Origin of the sequence: Tenacibaculum sp. 190130A14a (assembly GCF_964048965.1) — a bacterium.
Lineage (GTDB): Bacteria > Bacteroidota > Bacteroidia > Flavobacteriales > Flavobacteriaceae > Polaribacter > Polaribacter polynesiense.
This window is the reverse complement of record NZ_OZ040189.1, coordinates 1,483,379-1,508,131: the sequence shown is the minus strand read 5'-3', so window position 1 is coordinate 1,508,131 and position 24,753 is coordinate 1,483,379. Positions and strand designations below refer to the sequence as shown.

35 protein-coding genes and 1 tRNA gene are annotated in these 24,753 nt (G+C 29.1%); 5 read left to right on the top strand and 31 right to left on the bottom strand.

Annotated elements, in window-relative coordinates:
- Positions 1-271: 271 nt before the first annotated feature.
- The 7 genes from ABNT22_RS07440 to ABNT22_RS07410 form a co-directional block, all read right to left on the bottom strand.
- Positions 272-718, bottom strand: a complete 447-nt coding sequence (locus ABNT22_RS07440) for a DUF4844 domain-containing protein (RefSeq protein ID WP_348715325.1) — start codon at positions 716-718, stop codon at positions 272-274.
- 27 nt (positions 719-745) lie between these two features.
- Positions 746-1,333: a hypothetical protein gene (locus ABNT22_RS07435; protein WP_348715324.1), complete on the bottom strand. Its 588-nt coding sequence runs from the start codon at positions 1,331-1,333 to the stop codon at positions 746-748.
- 65 nt (positions 1,334-1,398) lie between these two features.
- Positions 1,399-1,845, bottom strand: a complete 447-nt coding sequence (locus tag ABNT22_RS07430) for a hypothetical protein (RefSeq protein ID WP_348715323.1) — start codon at positions 1,843-1,845, stop codon at positions 1,399-1,401.
- Positions 1,846-1,993: 148 nt separating this feature from the next.
- The gene (locus tag ABNT22_RS07425) at positions 1,994-2,518 is read right to left on the bottom strand and encodes a hypothetical protein (RefSeq protein WP_348715322.1); all 525 of its coding nucleotides are present in this window, start codon (positions 2,516-2,518) and stop codon (positions 1,994-1,996) included.
- A gap of 281 nt (positions 2,519-2,799) precedes the next feature.
- Positions 2,800-3,477 carry a hypothetical protein gene (locus ABNT22_RS07420; protein ID WP_348715321.1) on the bottom strand — a complete coding sequence of 226 codons (678 nt, stop codon included), beginning with the start codon at positions 3,475-3,477 and terminating at the stop codon, positions 2,800-2,802.
- Positions 3,478-3,614: 137 nt separating this feature from the next.
- Positions 3,615-4,088 carry a hypothetical protein gene (locus ABNT22_RS07415; protein WP_348715320.1) on the bottom strand — a complete coding sequence of 158 codons (474 nt, stop codon included), beginning with the start codon at positions 4,086-4,088 and terminating at the stop codon, positions 3,615-3,617.
- Positions 4,089-4,303: 215 nt separating this feature from the next.
- The gene (locus ABNT22_RS07410) at positions 4,304-4,987 is read right to left on the bottom strand and encodes a hypothetical protein (RefSeq protein WP_348715319.1); all 684 of its coding nucleotides are present in this window, start codon (positions 4,985-4,987) and stop codon (positions 4,304-4,306) included.
- Between the two features lie 201 nt (positions 4,988-5,188).
- Between ABNT22_RS07410 and ABNT22_RS07405 the strand changes: the two genes are divergently transcribed.
- Both ABNT22_RS07405 and ABNT22_RS07400 read left to right on the top strand, forming a co-directional pair.
- Entirely contained in the window at positions 5,189-5,350 is a 162-nt protein-coding gene (locus ABNT22_RS07405) for a hypothetical protein (protein WP_348715318.1), read from the top strand.
- 167 nt (positions 5,351-5,517) lie between these two features.
- Entirely contained in the window at positions 5,518-5,649 is a 132-nt protein-coding gene (locus ABNT22_RS07400) for a hypothetical protein (protein WP_348715317.1), read from the top strand.
- Positions 5,650-6,398: 749 nt separating this feature from the next.
- Here ABNT22_RS07400 and ABNT22_RS07395 read toward each other — a convergent pair.
- From ABNT22_RS07395 to ABNT22_RS07370, 6 genes are all read right to left on the bottom strand, one after another.
- Positions 6,399-6,959, bottom strand: coding sequence for a hypothetical protein (locus ABNT22_RS07395; RefSeq protein WP_348715316.1), 561 nt, complete (start codon positions 6,957-6,959; stop codon positions 6,399-6,401).
- A 251-nt stretch (positions 6,960-7,210) separates the two neighbouring features.
- A complete protein-coding gene (locus ABNT22_RS07390; RefSeq protein WP_348715315.1) occupies positions 7,211-8,359 on the bottom strand; it encodes a flavin monoamine oxidase family protein in 1,149 nt (382 codons plus the stop codon).
- A 104-nt stretch (positions 8,360-8,463) separates the two neighbouring features.
- Positions 8,464-9,234, bottom strand: a complete 771-nt coding sequence (locus tag ABNT22_RS07385) for an SH3 domain-containing protein (protein ID WP_348715314.1) — start codon at positions 9,232-9,234, stop codon at positions 8,464-8,466.
- Between the two features lie 144 nt (positions 9,235-9,378).
- Positions 9,379-9,975, bottom strand: coding sequence for a hypothetical protein (locus tag ABNT22_RS07380; RefSeq protein ID WP_348715313.1), 597 nt, complete (start codon positions 9,973-9,975; stop codon positions 9,379-9,381).
- 225 nt (positions 9,976-10,200) lie between these two features.
- The gene (locus ABNT22_RS07375; RefSeq protein WP_348715312.1) at positions 10,201-10,671 is read right to left on the bottom strand and encodes a hypothetical protein; all 471 of its coding nucleotides are present in this window, start codon (positions 10,669-10,671) and stop codon (positions 10,201-10,203) included.
- A 156-nt stretch (positions 10,672-10,827) separates the two neighbouring features.
- Positions 10,828-11,460 carry a hypothetical protein gene (locus ABNT22_RS07370; RefSeq protein ID WP_348715311.1) on the bottom strand — a complete coding sequence of 211 codons (633 nt, stop codon included), beginning with the start codon at positions 11,458-11,460 and terminating at the stop codon, positions 10,828-10,830.
- A 382-nt stretch (positions 11,461-11,842) separates the two neighbouring features.
- Between ABNT22_RS07370 and ABNT22_RS07365 the strand changes: the two genes are divergently transcribed.
- Entirely contained in the window at positions 11,843-12,109 is a 267-nt protein-coding gene (locus ABNT22_RS07365; protein ID WP_348715310.1) for a hypothetical protein, read from the top strand.
- A 657-nt stretch (positions 12,110-12,766) separates the two neighbouring features.
- Here ABNT22_RS07365 and ABNT22_RS07360 read toward each other — a convergent pair.
- The 11 genes from ABNT22_RS07360 to ABNT22_RS07310 all read right to left on the bottom strand — a co-directional run bounded on the left by ABNT22_RS07360 (position 12,767) and on the right by ABNT22_RS07310 (position 19,674).
- Positions 12,767-12,955, bottom strand: a complete 189-nt coding sequence (locus ABNT22_RS07360; RefSeq protein ID WP_348715309.1) for a hypothetical protein — start codon at positions 12,953-12,955, stop codon at positions 12,767-12,769.
- A gap of 409 nt (positions 12,956-13,364) precedes the next feature.
- Positions 13,365-13,877 carry a hypothetical protein gene (locus ABNT22_RS07355; RefSeq protein WP_348715308.1) on the bottom strand — a complete coding sequence of 171 codons (513 nt, stop codon included), beginning with the start codon at positions 13,875-13,877 and terminating at the stop codon, positions 13,365-13,367.
- 150 nt (positions 13,878-14,027) lie between these two features.
- Complete coding sequence (locus ABNT22_RS07350; RefSeq protein ID WP_348715307.1) at positions 14,028-14,348, bottom strand: hypothetical protein; 321 nt, start codon at positions 14,346-14,348, stop codon at positions 14,028-14,030.
- A gap of 56 nt (positions 14,349-14,404) precedes the next feature.
- Positions 14,405-14,845, bottom strand: a complete 441-nt coding sequence (locus ABNT22_RS07345) for a hypothetical protein (protein ID WP_348715306.1) — start codon at positions 14,843-14,845, stop codon at positions 14,405-14,407.
- A 501-nt stretch (positions 14,846-15,346) separates the two neighbouring features.
- A complete protein-coding gene (locus tag ABNT22_RS07340; RefSeq protein ID WP_348715305.1) occupies positions 15,347-15,820 on the bottom strand; it encodes a hypothetical protein in 474 nt (157 codons plus the stop codon).
- Between the two features lie 286 nt (positions 15,821-16,106).
- On the bottom strand, positions 16,107-16,823 hold the full coding sequence (locus tag ABNT22_RS07335) for a hypothetical protein (RefSeq protein ID WP_348715304.1): 717 nt from the start codon (positions 16,821-16,823) through the stop codon (positions 16,107-16,109).
- 653 nt (positions 16,824-17,476) lie between these two features.
- Positions 17,477-17,704 carry a hypothetical protein gene (locus tag ABNT22_RS07330; protein WP_348715303.1) on the bottom strand — a complete coding sequence of 76 codons (228 nt, stop codon included), beginning with the start codon at positions 17,702-17,704 and terminating at the stop codon, positions 17,477-17,479.
- 10 nt (positions 17,705-17,714) lie between these two features.
- Positions 17,715-18,014, bottom strand: coding sequence for a hypothetical protein (locus ABNT22_RS07325; RefSeq protein ID WP_348715302.1), 300 nt, complete (start codon positions 18,012-18,014; stop codon positions 17,715-17,717).
- 154 nt (positions 18,015-18,168) lie between these two features.
- Positions 18,169-18,672, bottom strand: coding sequence for a hypothetical protein (locus tag ABNT22_RS07320; RefSeq protein ID WP_348715301.1), 504 nt, complete (start codon positions 18,670-18,672; stop codon positions 18,169-18,171).
- Positions 18,673-18,743: 71 nt separating this feature from the next.
- Positions 18,744-19,289, bottom strand: a complete 546-nt coding sequence (locus ABNT22_RS07315) for a hypothetical protein (RefSeq protein ID WP_348715300.1) — start codon at positions 19,287-19,289, stop codon at positions 18,744-18,746.
- Between the two features lie 181 nt (positions 19,290-19,470).
- A complete protein-coding gene (locus ABNT22_RS07310) occupies positions 19,471-19,674 on the bottom strand; it encodes a SymE family type I addiction module toxin (protein WP_348715299.1) in 204 nt (67 codons plus the stop codon).
- Positions 19,675-19,769: 95 nt separating this feature from the next.
- Between ABNT22_RS07310 and ABNT22_RS07305 the strand changes: the two genes are divergently transcribed.
- A complete protein-coding gene (locus ABNT22_RS07305; protein ID WP_072352021.1) occupies positions 19,770-19,985 on the top strand; it encodes a helix-turn-helix domain-containing protein in 216 nt (71 codons plus the stop codon).
- On the opposite strand, the gene ABNT22_RS07300 is transcribed toward ABNT22_RS07305, so the two are convergent.
- From ABNT22_RS07300 to ABNT22_RS07290, 3 genes are all read right to left on the bottom strand, one after another.
- On the bottom strand, positions 19,982-20,392 hold the full coding sequence (locus tag ABNT22_RS07300; RefSeq protein WP_348715298.1) for a hypothetical protein: 411 nt from the start codon (positions 20,390-20,392) through the stop codon (positions 19,982-19,984). The genes ABNT22_RS07305 and ABNT22_RS07300 overlap by 4 nt on opposite strands.
- Positions 20,393-20,722 (bottom strand): hypothetical protein, encoded by a 330-nt coding sequence (locus ABNT22_RS07295; RefSeq protein ID WP_348715297.1) that lies wholly within the window; start codon positions 20,720-20,722, stop codon positions 20,393-20,395. It lies immediately after the preceding gene.
- A 207-nt stretch (positions 20,723-20,929) separates the two neighbouring features.
- Complete coding sequence (locus ABNT22_RS07290) at positions 20,930-21,577, bottom strand: hypothetical protein (protein ID WP_348715296.1); 648 nt, start codon at positions 21,575-21,577, stop codon at positions 20,930-20,932.
- Positions 21,578-21,849: 272 nt separating this feature from the next.
- Between ABNT22_RS07290 and ABNT22_RS07285 the strand changes: the two genes are divergently transcribed.
- A complete protein-coding gene (locus tag ABNT22_RS07285; protein WP_348715295.1) occupies positions 21,850-22,002 on the top strand; it encodes a hypothetical protein in 153 nt (50 codons plus the stop codon).
- 446 nt (positions 22,003-22,448) lie between these two features.
- Here the strand turns inward: ABNT22_RS07285 and ABNT22_RS07280 are convergent, their stop codons facing one another.
- The 4 genes from ABNT22_RS07280 to ABNT22_RS07265 form a co-directional block, all read right to left on the bottom strand.
- Complete coding sequence (locus ABNT22_RS07280) at positions 22,449-22,961, bottom strand: GNAT family protein (RefSeq protein WP_348715294.1); 513 nt, start codon at positions 22,959-22,961, stop codon at positions 22,449-22,451.
- 233 nt (positions 22,962-23,194) lie between these two features.
- Positions 23,195-23,270: transfer RNA gene (locus ABNT22_RS07275), tRNA-His, on the bottom strand.
- Between the two features lie 55 nt (positions 23,271-23,325).
- The gene (gene bshB1, locus ABNT22_RS07270; RefSeq protein WP_348715293.1) at positions 23,326-24,042 is read right to left on the bottom strand and encodes a bacillithiol biosynthesis deacetylase BshB1; all 717 of its coding nucleotides are present in this window, start codon (positions 24,040-24,042) and stop codon (positions 23,326-23,328) included.
- A gap of 61 nt (positions 24,043-24,103) precedes the next feature.
- On the bottom strand, positions 24,104-24,724 hold the full coding sequence (locus ABNT22_RS07265) for a hypothetical protein (RefSeq protein WP_348715292.1): 621 nt from the start codon (positions 24,722-24,724) through the stop codon (positions 24,104-24,106).
- Between the last annotated feature and the right edge of the window lie 29 nt (positions 24,725-24,753).

Here is a 24,753-nt window from a genome sequence, read left to right as displayed (position 1 = left end):
CAACAACTTTAATTCTATTCGGTTCCTCTAAGGTAAGGTCTTTTTTGTTCTGAATTGAATAGAAACCTACTACACTTAAGAATAGAAATAATAACAGTGCGTATTGAATTTTTCTTTTTTTATTGATGATTTTTAATTTTTGATAATTATCAATTAATTCTTAGGTCAGCGCTCAAATTGCACCTAACGGTCTGGTATAACTGTCAGTTACGGGCAAATTAGTGATAATTTTCGGTTTAATATTGCGGTTATACATTGTTGGCAACAGTTTTTAATTTTTTTTATCAACAGTATTTAGGTCAAATCCATAATAAAAGTTATTTAATTGTCCATTAGAACTTTTTAGCCCAACTATGTCCATTATCTCTTGAAAATAAAGCAAAATCCTTTCTCTATCCTCAGAGTCATAGCCCAATTCAATTTCCGGGAATTTTAAAAGTCCGATTCTTATTGCTTCTTGGTATTTTTTGTCCGTCGGATTTTCAGATTCCGCAATTTGTTTAAAATCGTTTGCCACTTCATTGATTTTTTTTGTCAATATTGGTCTCAATTTTTCATACGATATATTAGGTGAATGATTTTCCGCATAGAACTTTTTCTTTACGATAAACTCAGTAAACTTTTCAGTCGCATTTTCGGGTGTTTTCATTTTAGTTGCATTTTGTCCAGAAGCAGATAAAGTCAAAAACAAAACTATTATTTTGATGTATTTCGTCATTTCTCAAATTGTTGGCAACTGTATTATTCAGTTCCCTTTTGTTTTTTTGTATTCTAATAAAATTTGTGTCTTTTCCAGTTCAGTCAATTTAATATTTGAATTCATTCCGGGTGGTGATGGAGGCATTTCATCGTCAATCATTAGAATGTCCTGAATAAGATAATCTCCAATTTTTCTTTCCCAGCCTATACAACCAGATTGATAACTCAAAAGATAAGTTGTGTCTTTTAAGGCTCTTAATGTTAATTCAGCCTTTTTACTAAATTCTTTTTTTCTTAATAAACCCTCATAAGCAATAGTTTTTATCGTACCATTCGGATATTCTGTAAGTTTTAATAATTCATGTTCAGTAGCATTCTTCATTACCCAAATCCTAGTTCTAACTTCGCTTTCAGTTGAGATTCCCATACCCCCAACACCACTAGTAATTCCTTTTTGTTTCGATAATGTTATCGAATCTCTAATGCTTTTTCTAATATTATTCCAATTAAAGTTCCAACTTGGTTCATAATACATCGAAGTAAGAAACATACAACCAAGTCCAACTATAATTAAAAGTATAACTAAGACTGAAAATGGGTTTTGAGTTTTTTTATTTCTTAATTTCTTATTCATATTGTTGCCAACGGTTTGGCTAAGCTGCGTTTTAATGCAGTTTAGGTGGTGTTGTGCATAGTGTTTTATTCAATCCAATCTTCAGTATGTCGATTTTTATCTAAACCAACATTTTCAAATTCGTCTTTAAGTAACGTTCGATTTACACCTAATCTTTTTAAAATTTTATTCATAGAGCTTATATCCGATTTAGTCAAGAAATCACGTTTTCCATTTTTCCATATAATTCCGATATGTCCTCCTTGTCCTCCGAAAAAATCAGATTCTACATATGCTATTTCTCGATTTTCTATTGTTTGAATTGTTTTTTTTTCAATATTCTTGGTTAAAAACTCGAATGTCGATATTCCAGAAGAAGGTTTCATTTCGTTAATTTCATCAAATAATTCGTCAGTCATTGGAATCATAGAGATCCCTCCGTTCAGATTAACTTTTTTTGATTCACTATACCTTTCAAGTATAGGATTTAAATTTTCTTCTTTTCCAATATATGCTTTTAATGTGTATCCCAATTTCGTTTTCTATATTATTATGCACAACGGTCTAGTGTATGATTTCGTTGCGTGGTTTAAGCACTAAAGTTAGCAAATAAATCACAGATAGAAAGTCCGCGAGGACTTTCGTAAGTAGGCGAGTACTAGCAGTGAATTATACACGGTGTTACCTGCTGTTATTTTTCCATTCAGTTAATATTTTCTTTCTCTTTTTTCTGTCTTTTCCTTTTACGCTTTTTAATCTATCCTCACTAAATAACCATTCCACGTATCTTTCTTTAAATACTTTGTTATTAAGATAATTGTTTGTACTAAAATAATATTCAATTCTATTTGGATTATTTTCGCAAAAAGTCAGTGTGCAATTTTGAATTTGAGTAACAGTAAAATATGGCATAGGCTCAATTCTATCAGCCATTATGATTGCAATTTCTCCTTTTGTCAAATTCCTATTATGGCATTCCGATTTAATTTTTGTCAAAGTTGTATCAGTAAAATACTCCGCAAGAATTATCAAAGAATTTTCTCCAAATGCTTTTATTTTTTCGGCTTGAACGGTTTTTATTATTTCTTTTGAGTTTTCCGTTTCCGCAATTCCAATTAGCAAAGAGTCAATTTCAGATTCGGTTTGAGAAAATCCCGAGTTGAGATTCAGAAGTAGAATTGATATTATTAAACCAATTTTTTTCATTCGTTTCTATTTGTGTCCAAATTTACTTTTTGTTTAATTATTCAAAAACCTTAAATGAGTGAACAGTCGTTTTTGATTAGTTACAGGTGTTTTTTCATAATTGCAGGTAACGTTTAATATATGTTTCGTAGCTGAGCAAAATGTTACCTTGCTTTTCGATTTTTCTGCGCATTGATTGCTAATTTTTACCTTTTGCAAGCATTGCGCCTTCATAAATATAAAACAACCAATCTATTGATCACTTTGCTGCTATGGCACATATATGTTGTTGTAAGCAGTTTTTAATTATAATAATTAATCCAATTACTTTCATAATTATCGTCAAAATTTTGTTTTGAGTCTAATCTCATTTTAAAGCTTTCCCTTTCCCAATAATTGAACTCATCGTATTCATTTAATAGGTCAAAATATTTGTCTTCTATCAGCTTAAATTTAGCTGAATTTTTAATGTTATCTTTTTGTCCATCCTTATAAACAAATAAGGTAGCATATTCAAAAAATCTAGAAATTGTCCAAATTTCGGGGAGTTCTAATTCTTTGTAAATTTCCTTAATTCTTTTTTCAGGGATTAATAGGTTAACTTCCTCTTTGGCAATTCGTTCAAAAGCGAAACAATAAATAGATATATCATTTATTTTTGGAGATATACTTAGGTTATTTGAGGGATTTATGATTTGAATATATTTCTCTGTAATCTCTTTCTGTTTGTTAGTAGTAATATCATTGAAGTAATACTCTTCACTCATTGTAAGTTTAAGTTCCTCTTCAATAGTTTCTACATGCACATCAATCGTTAATCTATCGTTATCTTCATCAAGATTCTCTTGAATATTAAGTACTCTTACATTATAATTTTCAGAAATCCATTTTGAAAGAAGCTTAAATTTTTCTTCAATTCTACTTTTTCCTTGTTTAATAAGTTTTGTTTGTTTGTATTTTGTATCTGAAGGAAAAAACATTTTTAGTGAGTTTAGATTGCTTACAACGGTCTCGTATAACCGTCAGTTACGGGTTTAAAGTTTCTGTTTTTCGATTAAGCACTGACGCTCGCAATTCCGAGTGGATTCGGACGTAGTCGAATCCGCCGTAATTGCGGTTATACATTGTTGGCATTAGTATTTTTTATTTTCCGACTCCAATTTATATAGGCTTCTCTTCCCAAATAATTCTCCGTATCACCATAAATCGGATAGGTTATTTCTAAGTCAGTTAACGGTTCAAATGGTAAAGGTCCATCGTAGATTTTTTCAGGGTCTACTTTTCCTAAAATCTCAAAATTGTGCTTATTTTTCCGAGTGTAAACTCCAATACAAATTTCCTTTTTACTGAATTCCTCTTCGGTTTTTAAATTATAAATTCGTTCAAACTCCAATGGTTTTAGTTCCTCCATATTCAGTTCAGAAAATTCTACCTTTCGGTCAAAAATCAGAGGTGTTATAGCAATATGACATCTTGGATGAAATTCAGGCGTTTTTTCCGTTTCGGATAAAACTACAGCAATTCCATAAAATCCATTTTCTGGATTTGTTAAAATGATTTGTCCTTTTTCGAAAAGAGAGATTTTTGCCATTTATTTTTGGTCAGTTTTATATTAATGCCAACGGTTTGTGTATGAAACGTAGCGTGCAAAAAGACACTTACATTTTGGATTAATACAAAGCCGAATTTTTATATTTTCTTTTTAATTTTTTTCATTTTAAAAGCCAAATTAAAAATTTGGCGGACTAACCAAATATAGACAAAACCTCCGATTTAGCAATTATTAGCTATGTTTTATACATGGTGTTACCTACCGTGTTTATTTTCGAATTCTATTATTGGAAACATAGGTTGCCAAACTTTATTTAATTGTTCTGTTCTCTCCGCAAATCCTATGTCCGTTATTCCTGCTTTTTCAAATTTATTTTTTAACCTTTCCGAAATGTACTCACCTGAAGAGTATAAAGGAATTTTAAAGAAATCAATTTCAAAGTCAAATTTTTCACCAAAAACTATTTTTTTGACTTCAAATGAAAAACTTTGATTAGAGTCTGATTTATTTTCAGCAATTAGTTCAAGTTTATTTAGATGAGATAGAATTTTTAATCTTTTCTGATTTTTATTATCAATAGCATATATTTCACTTTTCTCAAAATCAATCCAATCATAGCATTGAGTAGCGTAATCTTTTAAAAAATTTAAATGGTAATATTCATATGATTTACTCCTTTTTAAAATGCCTAGTATTTTTTCTTTTCTGATTACAACAGCTTTTGTTAAATCGTACTTTATTGTCTTACTTTCTTTAAAAATATTCAAAGCTTTTTCGTTTAGAATATAATCGTCTAAAGAATGTAAGATGTCATTAAGCTTATTAAAATCATTATCATCATACATTTTACAAACCGGAATAGTTTGTCCGTTCACTTTTTTATAGTCAATATCCTCAATAGCTCCTGAATCATCAATATGAAATGTAAAATATGTCATTTTGGTCAAATGGTAGGTAACTTGTTTATATACTTATAAAATACGTCGTTATACTCCAAATTTGGTACAGAAATCGACGTATTTATATGACATTATCTTTCCAGCTAAATTAAAAAAATTATAATTTACTACAACCATATCAATGAACTCCTCGAATATTTTAATAGTTCCAATTAACTACTGTTTTACTATTTTTGATTTATGATGTTAATTACAGAAGCAGGTTTTATTCTATTGTTTATTATTTCTGTCATAGTTCTAGGAATTATAATCGGACTTATTAGAGATTATCTTGGTTACGATGAAAACACCAAGTCTTCTAATCATTATTATGACCCCGGAGATAACGTTGACTTCTTCTAACTACAGGTTTATTTTGTTTTGATTTTCTATATTTGATAAAAATTAATTGCATGACTGTTTTTTATCCGATTCCTCTTTTAATAGTTACCATAGTAATAGCTTCGTTTCTAATAATCCTTATTCGTAAAAAATCCATGATGAGTAAAAGTTTCTTCAGAAATTTTTTAATGTTTTTTTTATCTATATCTTTTCTTTCTGGAATTGCACTTTCTGACTTTGACAAAAACGGATCTCCATTTCTTTATTTGTCTGGTGCTATTGTAATAGCTTTATCAATCACATATGTAAATGAGGAATAAAAACTACTGTTTTACTTTATCTGGATTTAATTACTTTTGAATAAAAACTTATGATTTATTTTTTAAGAGGTCTTCTTTTAATTTCCTTCTGTTTATTAATTGAATTTATTTTTAACAAAGTTTATATCTCAAAAACACCGAAAAGAATAAAATGGTTCAAATCAGAACAATTCTCGATTCGATTAGTAATTTGTATCATTTCTACATTTATTGCTTTTAAATTGACTTAACTACTGTTTTGCTTTATTTTGTTTTTGCTATATGAAAAAGATATTCTTCACTTTTTATCCTATTTTTTTGATATGCTTAGGAATAATTATCTTCCGCAGTTTAGATATTCCAAAGTTCAATATCTACATCTTTTTTTACAGAAATTGGGTGCTTTTATTTTGCTCAATCTTTTTAATCATTTCTATAACTAACTCAATAAAATCTTATCAAATCAATTTCCGGGAAGGATTAATCTTAAATTTACTTGGTATTGTCGTTTCATTAATTCTACCAGTTTTGTTATTCTTCGGTGTAATATCGCAACTCCATTAATTGTTTAACTACAGTTATTTTAATATTTATTTTTAAATTTTTGACATAAAAAAACACCCTAATTAAGGTGCTTTGTGGTAAGATGATATGTTTTACTAACGCTTAGACTAAGGTTAGTATGGGATTAAATTAGCATTTAATTTCGGATTAAGCGATTAGCCAAAACCCGTTTTAATTTTAGCCTTTGTTGCCAACAGTGTTTTACTTTAAGCTATTCCACCTGAAAAATATTTCGTTATTTTCCATTTTCCGTTTATTTTTTTTATTTCAATATTATTATCCCAAGCGCAACCTTCTCCACAAATAAAGTCAAAATGTAAATACCCTTTATTCAAATCACGATTGAAAATAATTCTTGAAATACTTAAATAACCTAATTCGTTCTTTTTAGTTTTAAAACTTTCTAATTCTCGTATTTTTTCAGAGTCAATTAACTCAATTTCTAAAAAATCATTTTCAAAAGAAGTATTTAATTTACGTTTACTGATTTTTCCTTTCTTAAGTTTTGCAAACAATTTTTCCTCATATTCATATTTTTCTAATTCTCTCTCAAATTCCTTTTTGTTTTCTTCTATTTTTTCTTTGCTATAATCAATTCCGTTTTCTCCAATATTATAACCTGTTGGTTTTATTGTCCAAGCTGTTGATATCCCTAATTCTGAAATTAAGTAAAGTTTAAATTTTTCATTTTCCCATTGATTTGAATTTTTTATTTTTTCAAATTGTGTCAATTCAAGAATTATATCACTGATGGCTACTTTTTCCATTTCAATATATTCCTCACTGTTATAATTTTGACAACTTGAAAAGGAAAATATTATTAAGACTGCTATTATAAGGAATCTAGTCATTTTCATAGTATCAATTTTGCATTGTTGGCAACGGTTTAGAGTATGAGTAGTTGCGATTTTCTACTCCTTAACTCTTCAGTTTTACACAAACCTTTATTTTATGTTTATACTCTTGTTTTATCTCTTGAATAGCTATTAGTTATACACCGTGTTGTTGCCAATTATATTTATTCTAATATTTCATTTACAGACCTAATGGCTGAATGTGCAGCCGAATGAACTCCACCCCAATCATCTCCTTCTGTATAAGCTGTTCCAGCAAAAAATATTTTATTGCTCACTGACTCTCCAAGTGTTCTAACGGTTCTCCAGCTTTCTTCGTCATAAACATAGGCGCCTTTAATAAAGGGTTCTTTACTCCAATTTTGCGAAATTTTCTTTATATAGCTTTGAGATGCTTTACCATCAAACAGTTCGTCTAATTCCTTTAAGATATATTTAATTAACTCAGAGTCTGATAATTGTAGGTAAGGTAACGATGCATCACCGACAACAAAAAAACCTAAAACATTGCGCTCAGAATTTTGCCCATAAGAAGCATCATAGTACATTTTTTGTCCCGAAACATTAAATTCCGTTGCAGTAGGATAAAATTTTTCTGAAAACTCAATAAATGCTTTAAGTCCGTCCCAAACAGTAACGTCCTTTATAGCTTCTCGTTTATCTTCAGGTAATTGAGGCGTAAATGTAATAGCATTATTTTGAAGCATTTTTACAGGAATTGTAACAATTACTTTGTCTGCTTTAAAATTATCATTTTGTGTTTTGATTGTAATTTTATCGCTAGTATAATCAATAGATTTTGCAATTTGCTCATACATTATTTTGTCTTGTATAGAAGGTAAGATGTATTGTTTATAAAAATCTAACCAAGAAGAACCAATAAATTTTTGATCAATACCAAACCCCATTTCATTCATAAATGTTTCTTCTCCGTCGTATAACGCATCATCTAATGCATTATAGTGCGTTGTTTCAATTTTTATTTCTTTAGTAGGGTTGTTAATGATTTCATCAAAAATTTTTCTTTTAACATGTAACCACTCAGCACCTAAAGGAATTGGGAAGTCAACAAAATCATTTGTTGTTTTCATTCTACCCCCAAAGTTGGATGAAGCTTCTAAAATTTGATAATTAATTCCTAATTGGGACAGTCGATATGCTGCTGTTAAGCCTGCGGCGCCTGCACCTATTATAAGTACTTTACCTTTGAATTTACTTTGAGGATTGACGTAATTAGAAACTGCCATAGCATTTTGAAATGGTAGGCTGATTCCTAATAAACTACAAAATTTAATAAATTCTTTTCGTGTCATATTCATCCTTCTAATTGGCTATAAGGGTTTTGTGTATGATTTCGTTGAATGGTTTAAGCACTAAGCAAGCAATTGAATATACACATTGCTGCCAGTAGTATTTATTATTCCTGCTGAAGCCAATTAAAAATTCCGTCTTTCCAAAAAATAAATCCGCCACCACAACTTTCAGAAGCGTGAACATAAATCGCTTCATAGTTCAATATTACTCTTTCAGAATTTGGAACTTCTTCAAGACTTCTAAAGTCATCTATAAAGTTTGACCATAAAATAGTTCCAGATTCAACTTTTTCAAATATTTCAGCCCAACCAAATTCGTCAATTACCCTATTTTCATTATTTTCATCTTTGAGGTCTTCAACTGGTTTCAAAATTTGAGTATTATTTCCTCCAATGTCTAAAATAATAATTTCAACATTGTCTTTTTCTTTACTCACTTTTATAGCGTAATCTGAAACTCCATCTCCAAAGAAATCTCCTTTTATATAATAAGGACTAGGTTTTGAATGAACTGTATAATTCTGAAATTTTTCAATTTTTGAAATTTCTTTTTCAAGGTATAAATTAAATTCTTTTTCACTTTTTATGTAACCATTGAAAACATAACCTGAATTATTATCAGATCTAAGTATTTGAGAATTGATAAACTTTATTTTAACCCATTCACCTTTTACAATTTCATTACCATCTTTTATTTCAAGTAATTTTCCCGTTTTTTCAACTACGTTAACTTTAGTTCCAAAATGTAACTTTCCAATTTTTTCAGATTTAGTATTTGGCTCTTTTCTAACATTTAAACCATTTCCAGCAATGACAACTTCTTGACCAAAAGTTGTTTGGTTTACAAATGATAAAATTAAAATTAGTTTTTTCATATTACTGGCAACGGTCTTGTGTATGATTTCGTAGCGTATTTCAGCAACTAATTTAACAAATACAAACCGAATAGAAAATCCGCGAGGATCTCCTAAAGTATACTGAGATTAGGAATAAATTATATACGGTGTTACCATACGTTTTTATCTTTTCACCATGATTATTGAACTAATAATATATTTACCTTTGGGTAATCTGTTTGTGAAATCATCAAACTGCTTTTTTAAATTAAATTCAGAATTTATAAGACTCATTATTTTTCGTGCTGTCATTACTTCTTTTGGTATATCTTTTTTGTAATAGTAATCTGAAGTAAGTTCCCAAAATGACACAGTCTTATTTATTTTTTTTGTTTCAGTTGAAAAGAAAGTAGTTTCTCCATCAAGCCCATTAATACAATTTTCAATTTTTTCACAATCGGGAATGTATTCAAAATTCAATTCTTCAAAATTCTTAAATAATTCTCCTGCAATTGAATCTTGTATTCTTATAATACTACTTATTCTCTTCTTTCTTATTTCCTTACTGTTTGTCGTCCAAATCACATTATTCAAGTGCCCTTTATAATCTCCGTTTTTAAATTTGATGAGTTCTACTTGTTGATTAGCTCCTATTGAAACTCTATAGATTTTTTCATGAATTAATGAATCATATTTGGTCATCTCAAATTCCCATTCCCAAAACTCTTGTGGCTCTTGAGCGGATGTGGAACAGATAATTGAACCCAAAAAGAATAACATAAGCATTTTTTTTTTCATATGTATGGTAACGTTTAGTATATGGCAAGTATGCCAGTAGAAAGCAATAAACTTTCAATTTTGCACTGAGCCAAATCGTTGTATTTTGTTTCTAATTTACCCATTCTTAAAAAAGTCAAATCAACGATTTGGAGGTATTTCAGACAACCACGAAACTTTCGTAAACCATCTAACACACAATTTATTATATACTTTATTAGCAATATTTTACTTCTTTAATACAATTTCGGCTTTGTTTACTTTTAAAGTCGAATTTTCAGATGCAATTAATATTCCTTTAAAAGTATAATTTCCATCTTCTTCTATTTTAATTTCGGCGTTTTTTCCTGAGAAACTCCAATCAGTTTTATTCATCAAAGAGGTCTTTACCTCTCCCAAAGTAATGTTTTTGTCTGTTGGGTCAATTTCTAATCCACCAAAATTTTCTCCATTTTTCAGAATTTCCATTCTAAACCTTAAGACAACATTTCCTTCGTATTCAATGTCCATATCAGACCATATGGCTATTTCTTCATCTTTCTTTAAGTCTAATGATATTTCTTTAATAATCATGTTGTCATCATCTTTACTAACTTGATTAATTGGAAGTCTGCCTATTTCTTCCCCTGTTAAAGCACTACAACCTGTAAAAAGGATAATTGAAAATACTGCGATTAGTAATGATAGTGTTCTTTTCATTTTTTTTTAATTATTGCTAACGTATTTGTGTATGATTTTTTGCTGGAAAAGGACGCGAGTCATTTTCCGTTGTTATGGAAAGATAATTAATAAGATTGAATTTCCGGTGAGGAAATTCAGTCGAAATTAATTATACATCTCGTTGCCCTCAATTTTTTATTCAATCCAATTATCAAATTCATATTTCATTTGCCAAATTCCATTTTGCTTTTCATAGATTCTAGTCATTCCACCAAATCCAAGGCTAATTCGCACATATGCTAAATTTAATTCTTTATTAAATATTGGTTTTGTTATATGAAGAAATGAATAGAAATCAATCATTTTATTTTCTTCATAGTATTTATCGGCAATCTTATTAATTGAATCCCATTGAACTTCATTTTCTCTATATTTTTCTACATCAATGACTTTAAAACCATTTTTTCCTATTGTTGAAATATCAAAATCTTTATTTTCTCTAAATTGTTTTCTGACAAAGTCAATATCATTAATTTTAAGAGTATCAGATATAAACTCAGAATGCGAGATTGTTCTACTGGAACTATTTGGGTCAATTGGTAATTTTGGTGGAACCATTGCAGGCAAATTTGAAATCAATTCCCTTTTATCAAATAAAAGTCTAGATTTTGAACTGTCCAATAAGATTTGAGTAAGAAATTCAAGTTTGAATTCATCAGTAATTTCAATTTTAGTTAACTCACCAGCTATTGATTCCGATTTGTTGTTTTGTCTACAACAAAACAAAATTAAAGTAAGAATTAATATTTTAAGTACAGTCTTTTTCAAATTGTGGGCAACTAGTTATATTCAAACAAATATAAATGTTATCCGATATATATTTCCAAATAACCCAACAAAACAGTTATGTTTATCCGAAAAATATTTCTTACCACAATTATGTTAATGAACGTTTCCGTTTATAAGAAATCAGAGAACCTACGGTTATTTTTAATTTTTTACTTTTGCCTTATGCGTATATTAAAGAAATGGTATTGGCGATTATTATTCTCCTTAATAATTGGTCAATTAGTAACTGAAATTTTTCCTGGCTTTAATGATTTCATCTTTTTTGGAACAATTATTCTTTCGTATCTAATTTTATCAGCCATATCATCCAAACTTTAACTACAGTTTTTTTATATTAGTACCTCATTTAAAATCATATTCTATGAAAAAATTACTTTTAACAAGTCTTGTTTTAATAACTGGCTTCATTACTTTATCTTCTTTTAAAAAAAATGTTGAAAATGTAAATGCTTCATTATGTGAAGAAACATCTTCAATTATTTATAGCAGATATACTTTATGTGAAACAATTGAATTAATTCAAATTAATAATGAAAATGGTATTTGCGGAAAAAATAGAGTTATTTGGTATAGAGGTTCAACGGGTCTTTGTAAAGACTTAGTTGATCCTAATGAGGTAGGTAAATAAATCCTTTGTATTAAACTTAATATTTCAAGCGAACTTCGGTTCGCTTTTCTTTTGCTATTTGTTTTCATTATAACTACTGTTTCACTTATTTTGGTTTTACTATTTTTGTTAAATGATCAAAAAAATTGCTAAAGAACTCTTATGGCTTATTCTAATACTTTTAGGTTACGTATTTAACGCTCTTGCATGGATGAACTACTTGCCCTTTTCAGGCTTCTTTTTGTTACTTGGAGTAAGTCTAATCTTCTTCGGTTTCATAATTTTAGTAATTAAGATTATTGAAGGATAACTACGATTTTGCTTTATTTTGATTTACTATTTTTGTTAAATGATTAAGAAAATTTTAAAATTCATTTCCATTATTCTTGGTTTATACTTACTCTCAGTTTTTGTTAGAGTTTTTCCTGACCACAATAATGATATTGGTTATATACTAGGCTTGGTGTTTTTTTTCTTAGTAATTCTTTCATTATTCTACTTAGGCTTTAAAAATTCTAAGAAATAACTACACTTATTTTTAATATTTCTTTCTTAAATTCTAAACATAAAAAAACACCTTAACTAAGGTGTTTACAGCAAATAATATTAATGTTTTTGCTAAACTTCGTTTTTAGATTCTATAAATTTTTCAAAATCTGAATAGGCACTCTTCTAAAATTATTTAGTTTTATTCTTCTTTGAATATAAACTAAAAAATCCAGCGGCTAATATTGCTAAAAGTAATCTTTGAATCCAAATATTCATATTATTAAATAGAGGACTTTGACCACCAAAAAATGTTCCGATAAAGTATCCCACATTTATTATTCCTGCTACTAAGAATAAATATTTTATCATTTTTCCCATTGTAATTTGTTTTATTTTTTTCTTAAATGAATGCCAACTTGTTTATATATCCATAAAATATGTCACCCCACCTTATTTAGTACAGAAATTGATGTATTTATATGACATTATCTTTCCAGCTAAATTAAAAAAATAATAATTTACTACAACCATATCAATAAACTCCTCGGATATTTTAATAGTTACAATTAACTACAATTATTTTAATATTTGTTTCTAAAATTTTGGACATAAAAAAACACCTTAACTAAGGTGTTTGTAGTAAATAATATTTAACGGTATTGTATAAACTTAGTAAGGGATTTGTATGCTATGAGTTTCAGTTTAGAAACTACTTTTGCAAGTAAAAACAAACTTTATATTAGGTTTTTAGTCCTTATTAAGTTTATACCATGTTGGTAATAGTTTTTTATATGTGTTCAAAGAAAGCGTCTTTAAAAACAAAATCAATATTTGGGTCAATTTCTACAATAATTTCATGAGAGTTTAAAAAGTCTCTGTCTAAAAATCTCATGATAATTTCTATTCTTTCAGAATATGGTGGCACATTATCATCGGTGTGAAAATCTAAATATCTCTCGAATGAAAATGTAATATAGTCAAGTTTCATTCTATTTCTTAATCGTTCAATTTCGTTTTTTCTTTTATCTTTTTTGATGTAAGAAATTAATTTATTCGTTGTTTGATGAATTAGTTTTTCAAAGTAAAAATCATCAAACTTCTTATGAAACTTATCAAACAATTCATCAAATATGGACATCGATATTTCTGTATCAATATCTTCATTTAATACTTGAAATTGAATGTCCAATGTTAAACCTAATTTAATAAATTCAAATCTACCATCTAAATATTGGTTATTGTATTTATCAGGTTTTGTAAGTTGTTGTTTTTCAAAATATTTTGATTCTAAAAAATTCATTCGTTAATTATTGCCAACGGTCTCGGCTATGAGTAGTTGCGTGGGTTAGCACTTAACTTTGCAAATACACACCAAACTGAAAATCCGCGAGGATTTTCAGAAGTAGGCGAGAACAAGCAATTACTTATAGCCATTGTTGTACAACGTTTTTTATTCCATTTCCCATTGTTCCAAGTCATCTACTGGATTTGGTAATCTACCATCCAACCATTTCATTAATGTTCCTGGTTTAAATTCTTTATCCCTTGTTTCAATTACCCAAGACAAAAAGTCTTCTGGTCCACCATTCATATAAGGTGCAGGTGAGACTGGGTAAAAAACTGTTGGTAATCTTTCATTAATCGAAAGGTAATTGACAACACAACCTAATTCTTGAACTACATTCCAAGCTAATTCATTCGTTATGTCAAGTTGAAATTTTATCCACCAAAATCCTTCATCATCAGAACCAGATGAAATAGGTTTTGTCATTGAAGGTATTTTTTCTAAATATTCTATTAATGTCTTAAATGCTCTTTCGTCCAATGTTATATTTCGATTAGTGTGTTTTTTCGTAAGCAAAATTCTCCTTTTAACTTACAAACTATTAAGTCTCCAAATGTCAAATCAATTCTTTCGTTTTTCATAGGAAGAAAAGAATTGTCAAAAGGTGTTTTAATCTTTGGGAAAATCCATTTTATAATTCGAGCGACAATAAGAAATGGTAAAGTTAAAAGTCCGATTAAAGCATTACTGCCATTAAATAATTCTCCTTCACTTTCAAAATGCTCGCTGTAGTCAAACTTGTCAAAATTCAGATTATTCTTTGTCACAAATTCCTCTAATAGAAAATAATTGTCATCTCCCCAAAGCCCTAAATCTTCGCAAATTTTCGTATTCAGTCCTTTTACATTTTCTCCAGAAGCATTTTCAAGGAAGTCTTTAATTTCCTTATACACTTTTCTTAATTCTTTAAACTCAACTTTCATTTTGGTCAAATGTTGTACAACTTGTTTATATACGCATAAAATACGTCGTTATACTCCAAATTTGGTACAGAAATCGTCATATTTAAATGTCTTTATCTTCCATGCTAATTTAGAAAAATTATTATTTACTACAATTATGTCAATGAACTTATCGGATGTTTTAGTAGTTCCGATTATCTACACTTATTTTAATACTCGATTTCAGTTACCTTGAATTGTTCCCCACAATCATCATTATCACAGGTTATCAATTCTTCTATGTTTTCAGCTCTTAAATCATCACCTAAACATTCTCTTACTTTTTCAAAATATTTTGGTAATTATCACAGTGTGGGCAGTCGACCCAGATCTCTAAATGTGTTTCTGCTATTGCTGTTTTCATATTTCTTTTATTACACTTATTTTAATATTACTTTTAAATTTTCGACATAAAAAAACACCTTAATTAAGGTGCTTTGTGATAAGATGATATGTTTTACTAACGTTTTAATAATTTTCACTTTATCTAGGAACAAAGTAAATAACTTTCAATGTAGGAGTTTTATCAATATGGTAGGCTTCACAAATATATACCTTGTTATTTTTAGGGTTAAAAACTGAAAATTGACAAGTACTTTTTTTATCATAATCATAACACCTGCTAGATGTCATATGTAGATTATATTTTAATAAAAAAGTACTTATTTCTTCTATTTTAATTGAATTCAATTTTATTAACCATATTTTACATCTCAAATCGTTAAACTTATGATCTATTTGTAGATGAACTATTGTATCTCTATTTTTCTTTTCAAGTAATGAAATATTCCCTTTAATTGGATTAAAACCTTGATTTTTCAAATCATATACAGACTTTATTTCTTGGTTTAAATTTTCAGTATCAAACAATCTACAAGAAATATTTCCATTGTTTTTTTTATTACAAGAATTTAACAATAAAATGCATAAAAAATAGTATAAATATTTAAATTTCATTTTATCTATTGGTTGATTTTAACGTTATGATTTTTGGCTTACGCACAACTAGTTATATTCAAACAAATATAAATGTTATCCGGTATATTTTTCTGGATAACCCAACAAAACAGTTATGTTTATCCGAAAAATATTTCTTATCACAATAATGTCAAAGAACGTTTTTCCGTTTTTAAGGTATCGGAGAACCTACACTTATATTAATATTTGTTTACTAAAATTTTGACATAAAAAAAACACCCATAAAAGGTGTATGTGGTAAGTTAATTAGTTAAAGCTTCTAATTTTATTTTAACTCAATTATTTCACAAGAGTTAATTCTAAATAAAACGACTTTATCAAAGGTACTTTCAATCGGTTTTGAAATATTAATATTTTTGAAAGTCCCAGATAACCCCTTCCCTTCATGAATTAACAACCATTGTTCATCACAATTCTGATAGTTTATTAATGATTCTTCTTTCTTTAATAATATAGTATTAATATGAGTTTCTGTTAGATCAAAAAATATTTCTCCTGCATCGATTCTATCAAAAGACTCACTAAGACCATCATATCTAAGGATTTCAACAGCATAAATTTCTTCAGGTAAATTAAAAAGGTCATCATATATTAATTCTTGCTTATCATCTAGAATCTTAAAACTATCCTTTACTAAATCGACAATTATATTCGATATATTCTCTCTCTTAAGTTTTCTAATAGGTTTATAATCATTAAAGAACACTGAGATACAAAACTTAAAATTGACAAGGCATTGAAGTTTATTGATTAAAACACTTGTGAAAATGCGTCTATCTGAATATTTTCGTTCAAGTCTAGACATCATATTATTATCATTAGAATCTAAGAACACTTCAGTTAGTTCAATTCCAATTTTTCTATTTTTACCTTGGATTATAAAATCTGGTTTTTCTATAGGTAATATTTTTCCTTCCGGAAAAGACTCATAATGAAGTTTAAACTTGTCTAATATTAATTCTTCTTCCTTTTTGTAGTTCATTAGGAAATTTATTTGTGAATACTAAATTACATATTAAAGTTTGCTTACCACAATTATGTCAATGAACTTATCGGATTTTTTAGTAGTTCCAACTAACTACAGTTTTGTTTATTTCGATTTTGCTATTTTTGATGTATGATAAAAAAAATTGCAGGCTATTTATTATTAATCTTGGCTTTTCTACTATCTGGATATTTCTTATTCAAAGTTTTGCTAAAATCAGATAAGATTATTCCATTATTTAACGAGTTGTTAAAAGATACTAGTACGTTTGCATTGCTTTTCACTAGCTTACTTTTTTATTTACCTCTCTTTATAATCATTTATATTTCATACAGTTTAGGTGATAAACTAATTAAATAATACCTACAGTTATTTTTGTTTACTTACTTTTGATCCATGAATTTGATAATTATTTTGGCTAATAAGCCACCCGTTTTTGTATTTAGTTTTATTGCTATATCCCTTTGTTACCTCGCAATTTACTTAGCTAAAAAAAGGAGAAAATAACTACACTTATTTTAATATTACTTTTAAATTTTCGACATAAAAAAACACCTTAATTAAGGTACTTTGTGGTAAGATGATATGTTTTTGCTAACGGTTTGGCTAAGCTGTGTTTTAATGTAGTTTAGGTATTATTAAGTGTATGTTTATTCGTTTTTTTCAAACGGTAAAGTCGCAATTATTTTACCGTTAGAATCAATGAATGATTTTCCTTCTATTTTTACTTCTTCATCTAACGCCATTTTAGATAATTTAGTCACAAAATCTTTCGTGAATTGTTTTACTGCATCAGTAGGATTAGTAATTCCATCTTCTTGCATTCGCATTCTTATTCGGTATATTCCTAAAAAGTGCTGCACATCTAATTTTTTCATTCCTGATATTTTACCAATTTTCCTTTACACCTCTTACTCTGTCAACAAATGTTAAAGAGTCAATTTCGTTTGTACCAAACCTTTCTCTAAATCTTTCTGAAATCTTATTTACCCAACTTGAATAACCATCTAATCCTTCAGCTTCAACCACATCCATTGCAAAATCCTTGTCCTTGTAATAGTCCATTTTTGAAATTTTCTCGAAACTATCAGAAGGAATACAAAATCCCCATTTGACGCAAAGGTCTACAAGTAGATATATTAATTCTCGCTCCATTGGAGGAGTGTCTTTCGGTACTTTAAATCCCATTTCGTTTAATTACACCCAACATGTTTATATAAAATTAGTAGTGTGTTTTAAGCACTAAAGTTAACAAATAAATCAAAGGTAGCATGGGCTACAAGAACTTTGGAAAGTAGTCTAGAACTAGCAATGAATTATACACGGTGTTGTGGTGTCGTTTTTATTCAGTTATTTTATATTTTCGACCAATTAACTCACATTTTTTAGTCACATTCCAAAAAGCAAAACCAGGTTCGCCTGTCGGTATTTTTCGCGTTATTATTTCTTCGTTTTTCTTTCGAATTCTAAAATCAGCGAAATGTCCATTTTGTTTAACACTTATTCCATCTTCTCTGTTAGTCACAAAAGCTATAAATCCGTTGTGCCGTTCAAATTCAGAGTATTCAATGAATTCAGATTTTGAACTGTCCAAAAGAACAAATCTATGAGTTGAGTTTATAATAAATTCAGATTCAGATATTTTTAAAATCAATACAGGAATTTCATTTTTTTTCAATTCCATTTTCTTCCTATACACACTTTGTTCCGATTCAGGAATTAAATCGAAAAGAGTAAATAATTCAGTTCCATTGAAATCAGATTTCTCTTTGCCGAAAAATCCAAAAAACCAAAATTCCATTTGGTCTTTTACTTTTTCCGACGATTTTTCTATTAATTCACTCATTTTCTTAAATGCACCGCAACGTTTTGGCTAAGCTGCGTTTTAATGCAGTTTAGGTTTTGTTAGCAATTGTTTTAATATTTAAAGAGCCTAATCCCGTTAAGAATATAGTCCTGTTGGTTTTTAATTAGTTCGTTTTTCATATCCCATTCATCCGCAGATTCATTATAAATCCAAGTTGTTAATTCATTATCAAAATCCATAGTTAATCCATTCTGGAGTTTCAAATATTCTAGGGCTCCATCAAAATTTTGTTTATCTAATTCATATTGGATTTTCTCACTTTTTAAAATTTGAATAACCTCAGAAAATTTGATGTTCTTATTCGTCTGTAAAAACCAATTATCAATCTTTATATTCTCATTTTGATATTCAATCATTTCATTATGATTTGAACAATCAAATTGTAAATGGTCATTTTGTATTGCAAATACTATTTCAGATTCAGTCCAGTAAAAGAATTCATACCATCCAAATTTTATAATTTGAGTTTCACCAAAATCTCCGAAGTCAAAATCATTCCCCATTAGGTCAATCACATCCTGTTTTGTAGATGTCCCAACTTTGATTTTATCAAAATCCCCCGTTTTTATAAAATTCTTTAACTCGATTATTTTCATCTAATAATTGCTAACGGTTTGTATAAGGCAAGTAGGGCAGTAAAAGGAAATAACCTTTTGAGTTTGCACTAAGCCAAAACAAACGTTTTTACATTTATATTTTCTTAAACGTCAAAACTTTGTTTTGGCGTGATTGCTTAAAAATACAAAACTTTCGGTAACCACAAACGCCCTATTTGCTTTATACCTTGTTATGCTCTTTTTCTTTTCTCACTGTTATTATCAGTTTGTTTTTTTTCTGGTCAATTTTTACAGTATCTCCTTTTTTAAATCCAAGTTGTTCAAGCCATTGTCCTTCGAGCCTAATTTCAGGTACAGTATAATTGCTCCCCCATCTTCGATAACGGAACTTACTGTATATTTTTAAAATCCTGAAATTACTCAATTGTCAACTATTTATATGACAAACATAAGAGTTTAAATTGAGTTGTCAAACTTTTATATGACAAAATTGTCGTATAATTAATTGACATTTGTTCTGTGAATAAAGAACAACTTAAAAAGAAAGTCGGTCAGCGTATTGTTGAGTTAAGAAGTCAAAAAGGCTGGAGTCAGTCCGATTTGGCTAGAGCTTGCAATAAAGACAGACAAGCACTTGAAAAGTTGGAGAACGGAAAAGTCAATCCGACTATTTATTCACTTTTGGAAATTGCTAAGGCTTTAGAAGTTTCGCTAAAAGAGTTGGTTGATTTTTAATCTCCTATTCCAACCAATTTTTCGTTTTTTTCAATGGCTAAGTCTGTAATCATTAACCATTTCTCCATTTTTTCTATTAAATCTTTTTTAACTACAGGTTTATAGATTTCTTTTTTTAGAGGGTGTACTTGCGTACCCGTATGAACATCCCATTTATTTTTTGATTCAGCTCTGAGTTCATTGATTTTAATAATCAGTTCGGTCTTTAATTTATCTAGATTTCCGTTTTCAAAGACACAGTCATCATATAAATCAATCATTTCACTCGTTTTTGTTCTCAAAGTCTCAAAGAAGGGAAGGAGAAACCAATAATCTCCATTAGAGTCTTCATCATCAAATCTAATAGATGTTTCTTCGTTGTACTCGGGTTCTTTTCCGTTAACTGTTAATATTATATCAACTGCCATTTATTCTTCTATAATTTGGTTAAAAACAGAGTTAAATTCTTCTTCCTTGATTAGGTGTTGAATAATTTCTTCTATTTCTTTTCTGTTAATTCTTTCAATAATTATCATATCAGAAGCCCAGAAAAATCTACCATTTAGACATTCGCCTGTTTGTTTATTCTTTTGTCTTAAATGTTCGATATTATCATAGGTGAAGAATGTAGCAACATATCTACTTTTATCATCAAAAGTTACAATCACATCAGAATTATCATTTACTTCTTCAGTTCCGCCAATAATTGCTCCTTTGTCTTCACTCTCAATCCATATGTTTTTTATTGGTCTCTGCATTTAATTGAGCATAACGTTTAGTATATGGCAAGTAGGGCAGTAGAAAGCACTGAACTTTCAAGTTTGTACTGAGCCAAATCGTTGTATTTTGTTTTTATTTTATTCATTTTAAAAGCCAAATCAACGATTTGGCGGTGTTTGTAAATAGCACTGAACTTCCCTAAATCAGTGAACGCCCTATTTGTTATATACCGTGTTGTAAGCCGTTTATTCATTTTCACTCAATGACTTTTGATATTCTCCATAATTACTCTTTACAACTTCATAATCAGTATACCTAAAAATTCGTGCTTTATCAGGGTTTTCAAATGATTGATAGTCTTTCGGAAAACCTCTATTCTGATAAAACTGTCCAGTGAATTTTATTATGTCATTGCTATACCCAAGTGTGTCAGGCAATTTAATTGATTCATCCGATGGTTCGATGAATATGCTTTGATAGGCTAACGAATCCCCAATATTTTCAGAATATTTTTTCAAATCTTCTTTAGTCGCCCAATTCGCACAGTCACAAGCCCAGGCGATATAGGTCAATTCAATTGTTTCTACCTTTTCGCTCAGACTGTTCTTTTCGATAAAGACAGGTGCTTCAAAAAATGGAATCGCCAAAAAGCAAGGAATTATTCCAACCAGACCAAAAAAGACTGTTTTTCTGTTTCTTGATTTTAAGTACTTGGTAATTGCTATTATTGAAAAAATGATTGTCAGTCCAATGAGCAAGTATGTGAATAATTCTCTTAATCCGCCTGCTATCCAATTAAACTGGTCTCGCATCATAAAAAGTAAAATCAATAAACCGATACTTATCAATAGATAAAGTCCATATCCTAATATTTTGATTTTTCGGTTTTTCATAATGGCTTACAACTTGTTTATATACGTATAAAATACGTCGTTATCCATCCAGATGGATACAGAAATCGACGTACTTATATGTCATTATCTTTCTAGCTAAATTAGCAAAATTATTATTTAAAAGAATAAATACTGTTCAGATTGACTTAACTAAAGATTTCTAGTAATCTTATTAATATTGTTATAAACTCCTCTATTTATGTGCTCTATCTCAATTAATATAATTCTTAGGCAAAACTTTCTAGATTTAAGTAATCTTAAAATTTATAATCATGTTACAAAAAATTTCAAACTTAGGTACAACCTTGAACAAATCAGATCAACAATCTATTAATGGAGGTAAATATTGGTGCCTAAAATACTTTGCATGTATAGATCAGCACATAGATGTTTGTCAAGTTTATATTGAGCCATGCCCGTCTTAAAATTAAATTCTAATAATAGTGCCTGCTCTCATTTATGAGAGCTTTTTTTATAAAAAGTTCTATTCTTTTCTTTAAAACCCCATCCAAATCCTGTGAACAAATGGCAAAAGGAGCAGTAAAATATTCATTTGCTAGTACAAAAACACATTGTATTCATTCTTTTCTACAGGTTTTTAACTATTTATTCGATTTTATAGTGTAAGTCATTTTATTATACTTACATTCGCAGTGCTTAAGAGACGTCTTAAGCTCTTTTTCATAGCAATTTTCCCACTCAATTTTTGAGTGGGTTTTCTTTTTATATCAAATCATAATTTATTTCATATATTGTCGAAGCAATTTATTGCTATAATTAATACTCAACTAGTTTTTTAAGCAAAGCCACACTTTTTTGGTGTGGCTTCTTTTAAAACAAAAAACACCTTAATTAAGGTGCTCTTTACTTTTTATTTCCATTCTGATTTTAAAACCGACATTATAATTTTATCGTGAAATGCATTGTCTCTAAAACAAGCTTCTCGTAGATTTCCTTCATATGTAAAACCAACTTTTTCATATGCCTTCACTCCTCCAATATTGGGTTCTGAAACCGTTAAAAATATTCTGTTTAAATCATATTCATTAAAACCAATATGTACTATTTCTTTGGTCACTACTTTCGCGATTCCTTTGCTCCAAAAACTCTTTTCTCCAATGAATATATAGTACTCTCCTGACTTATTAAGCTTCGAAATATTACAGATTCCTGCATATCCAATTAATTGATCCGTTTCTTCAAGGAAAATCCCTAGATTGAGTAATTCGGTATCCTTCAATAGTTCAGCATACCAAGTATCTATCTCTTCTTTGGTTTCAATTTTTAAAAATAATGGTAAGGAATATTTGATGACCTCATCATCGTTAATCCAAGTATAAAAGGGTACTACATGTTCTTTTAAAAGCGGTTTTAATTGAATCATATGAATTGTATAAAAATATGAGCTGTTTATAATTTATAAAAAGGTAAATCTAACAATTAAACAACTTTTAAGCATATCAAAAAAACGCCTTATTCCTATTTAATAATTTGAAACAGTTTTCTATAATTTGAATTTGATATGACACTCTTTTCTATAAAAATTGTTAAGCGTGTATTTTTACTATTGAAAAGGTTTAAAAATAAAAAAAGCCTTTTCTAAAAAGAAAAGGCTTTGGGTGAAAGACCGGGTTCGAACCGGCGACCTCTGGAACCACAATCCAGCGCTCTAACCAACTGAGCTACAATCACCATTTGTATTGCGGGTGCAAATATATGTCTTTTTTACATTCTCACCAAATAAAAACTTAAATTAATTTACTTAAATTTTCTACTGCAACGTAACGTTCTGAGGTAAAGCCCTCTGCATAATCCACTCCTATAAGCCTTCCTAAATCTCTTGCTCTGTACTCCACACTATCCGTAAAATTTTTGCTTGTAATAGGTGTTTCTGGTTCATTACTTTTAGGATCAAAGAACTGCGATGAATACGCCATTACTGATGCTACCTTTTTATCGATAAATCCAGTAACGTCTACTACAAAGTCAGGCTCAATGTTTTTCCATTGAATATAATGATATACTTGCTTCGGTCGCCACTTTTCTTGTTGCTTCCCATCTAACTCCGTTTCAATCTTGAGCAATCCACTTAAAAAACAAGCATCAGATACTAGCTGACTTCCTTTTGGGTGATCAATATGTCTATCGTCAATTGCATTACATAATACCACGTCTGGTTGATACTTACGGATCATTTTTATAATAGCTAATTGATGTTCTTTATCGTTTACAAAAAAGCCATCTGCAAAACCTAAATTTTCTCGGACACTCACTCCTAAGATTTCCGCAGCCTTTGCTGCTTCTTGGTCTCTCAACTCTGCAGAACCACGGGTTCCTAATTCTCCTCTTGTTAAATCTACAATTCCAACTTTCTTTCCTAAAGAAATTTCTTTTGCTATGGTAGCGGCACATCCTAATTCTACATCATCAGGGTGTGCTCCAAAAGCTAATATATCTAGTTTCATGTATTGTTTAATCTCTTTTATTTTATTGCAAAACAGGTTTTATAACGCTTTGGTTACCCCACTAAATAAAGTCAGCTTTATTAGCTTCCCTCCATTTTAAAAATTCCTGCTCCTTAGTTTTATCAATGTTTAATTTAAATTTTTCAAATGCCAATTCCGCCAAATCAGGATAGTCCATACAAATATACGCTAAGAAATTATCAAGTATTAACCCCTTATGATTCTCTTCTAATTCAATTATATTTTTTGGATTTTCGATAATTAAAACAAAATTTTCTAATTGTTTTATGAACACTTCATGTATTCGTTCCATTAGAGTTTCAAAATCCTTTGGACTATGTCCTAAAATTGACACAACATTCGATTTAATAATTGGCCCGAAAAGAAACTCATTTCGTCCAACTCCATTGGTCTTTATCCATTTTTTTAACTTCTTAGACTTAGCATAGGGTAATATTTCCATCAATACGCTATCATTCATTCTATTCATAGTGAAAGACCAGAAATTAACACTAATAATTATATCACCAATTCTTTTTTCAATTCTAGGTTTCGATTTAAAATATTTAAAGCCTCTTTCTTCAAAATAATCTCCGATTTCATTGCAATATGCCATAAACACTTCCTTTGGCTCTTTATCAATAGGATTTGCCAATATTTCATTATTCCAAGCGCTTACCATTTTTTTGGGGTTGAATAAGGTTTACTATT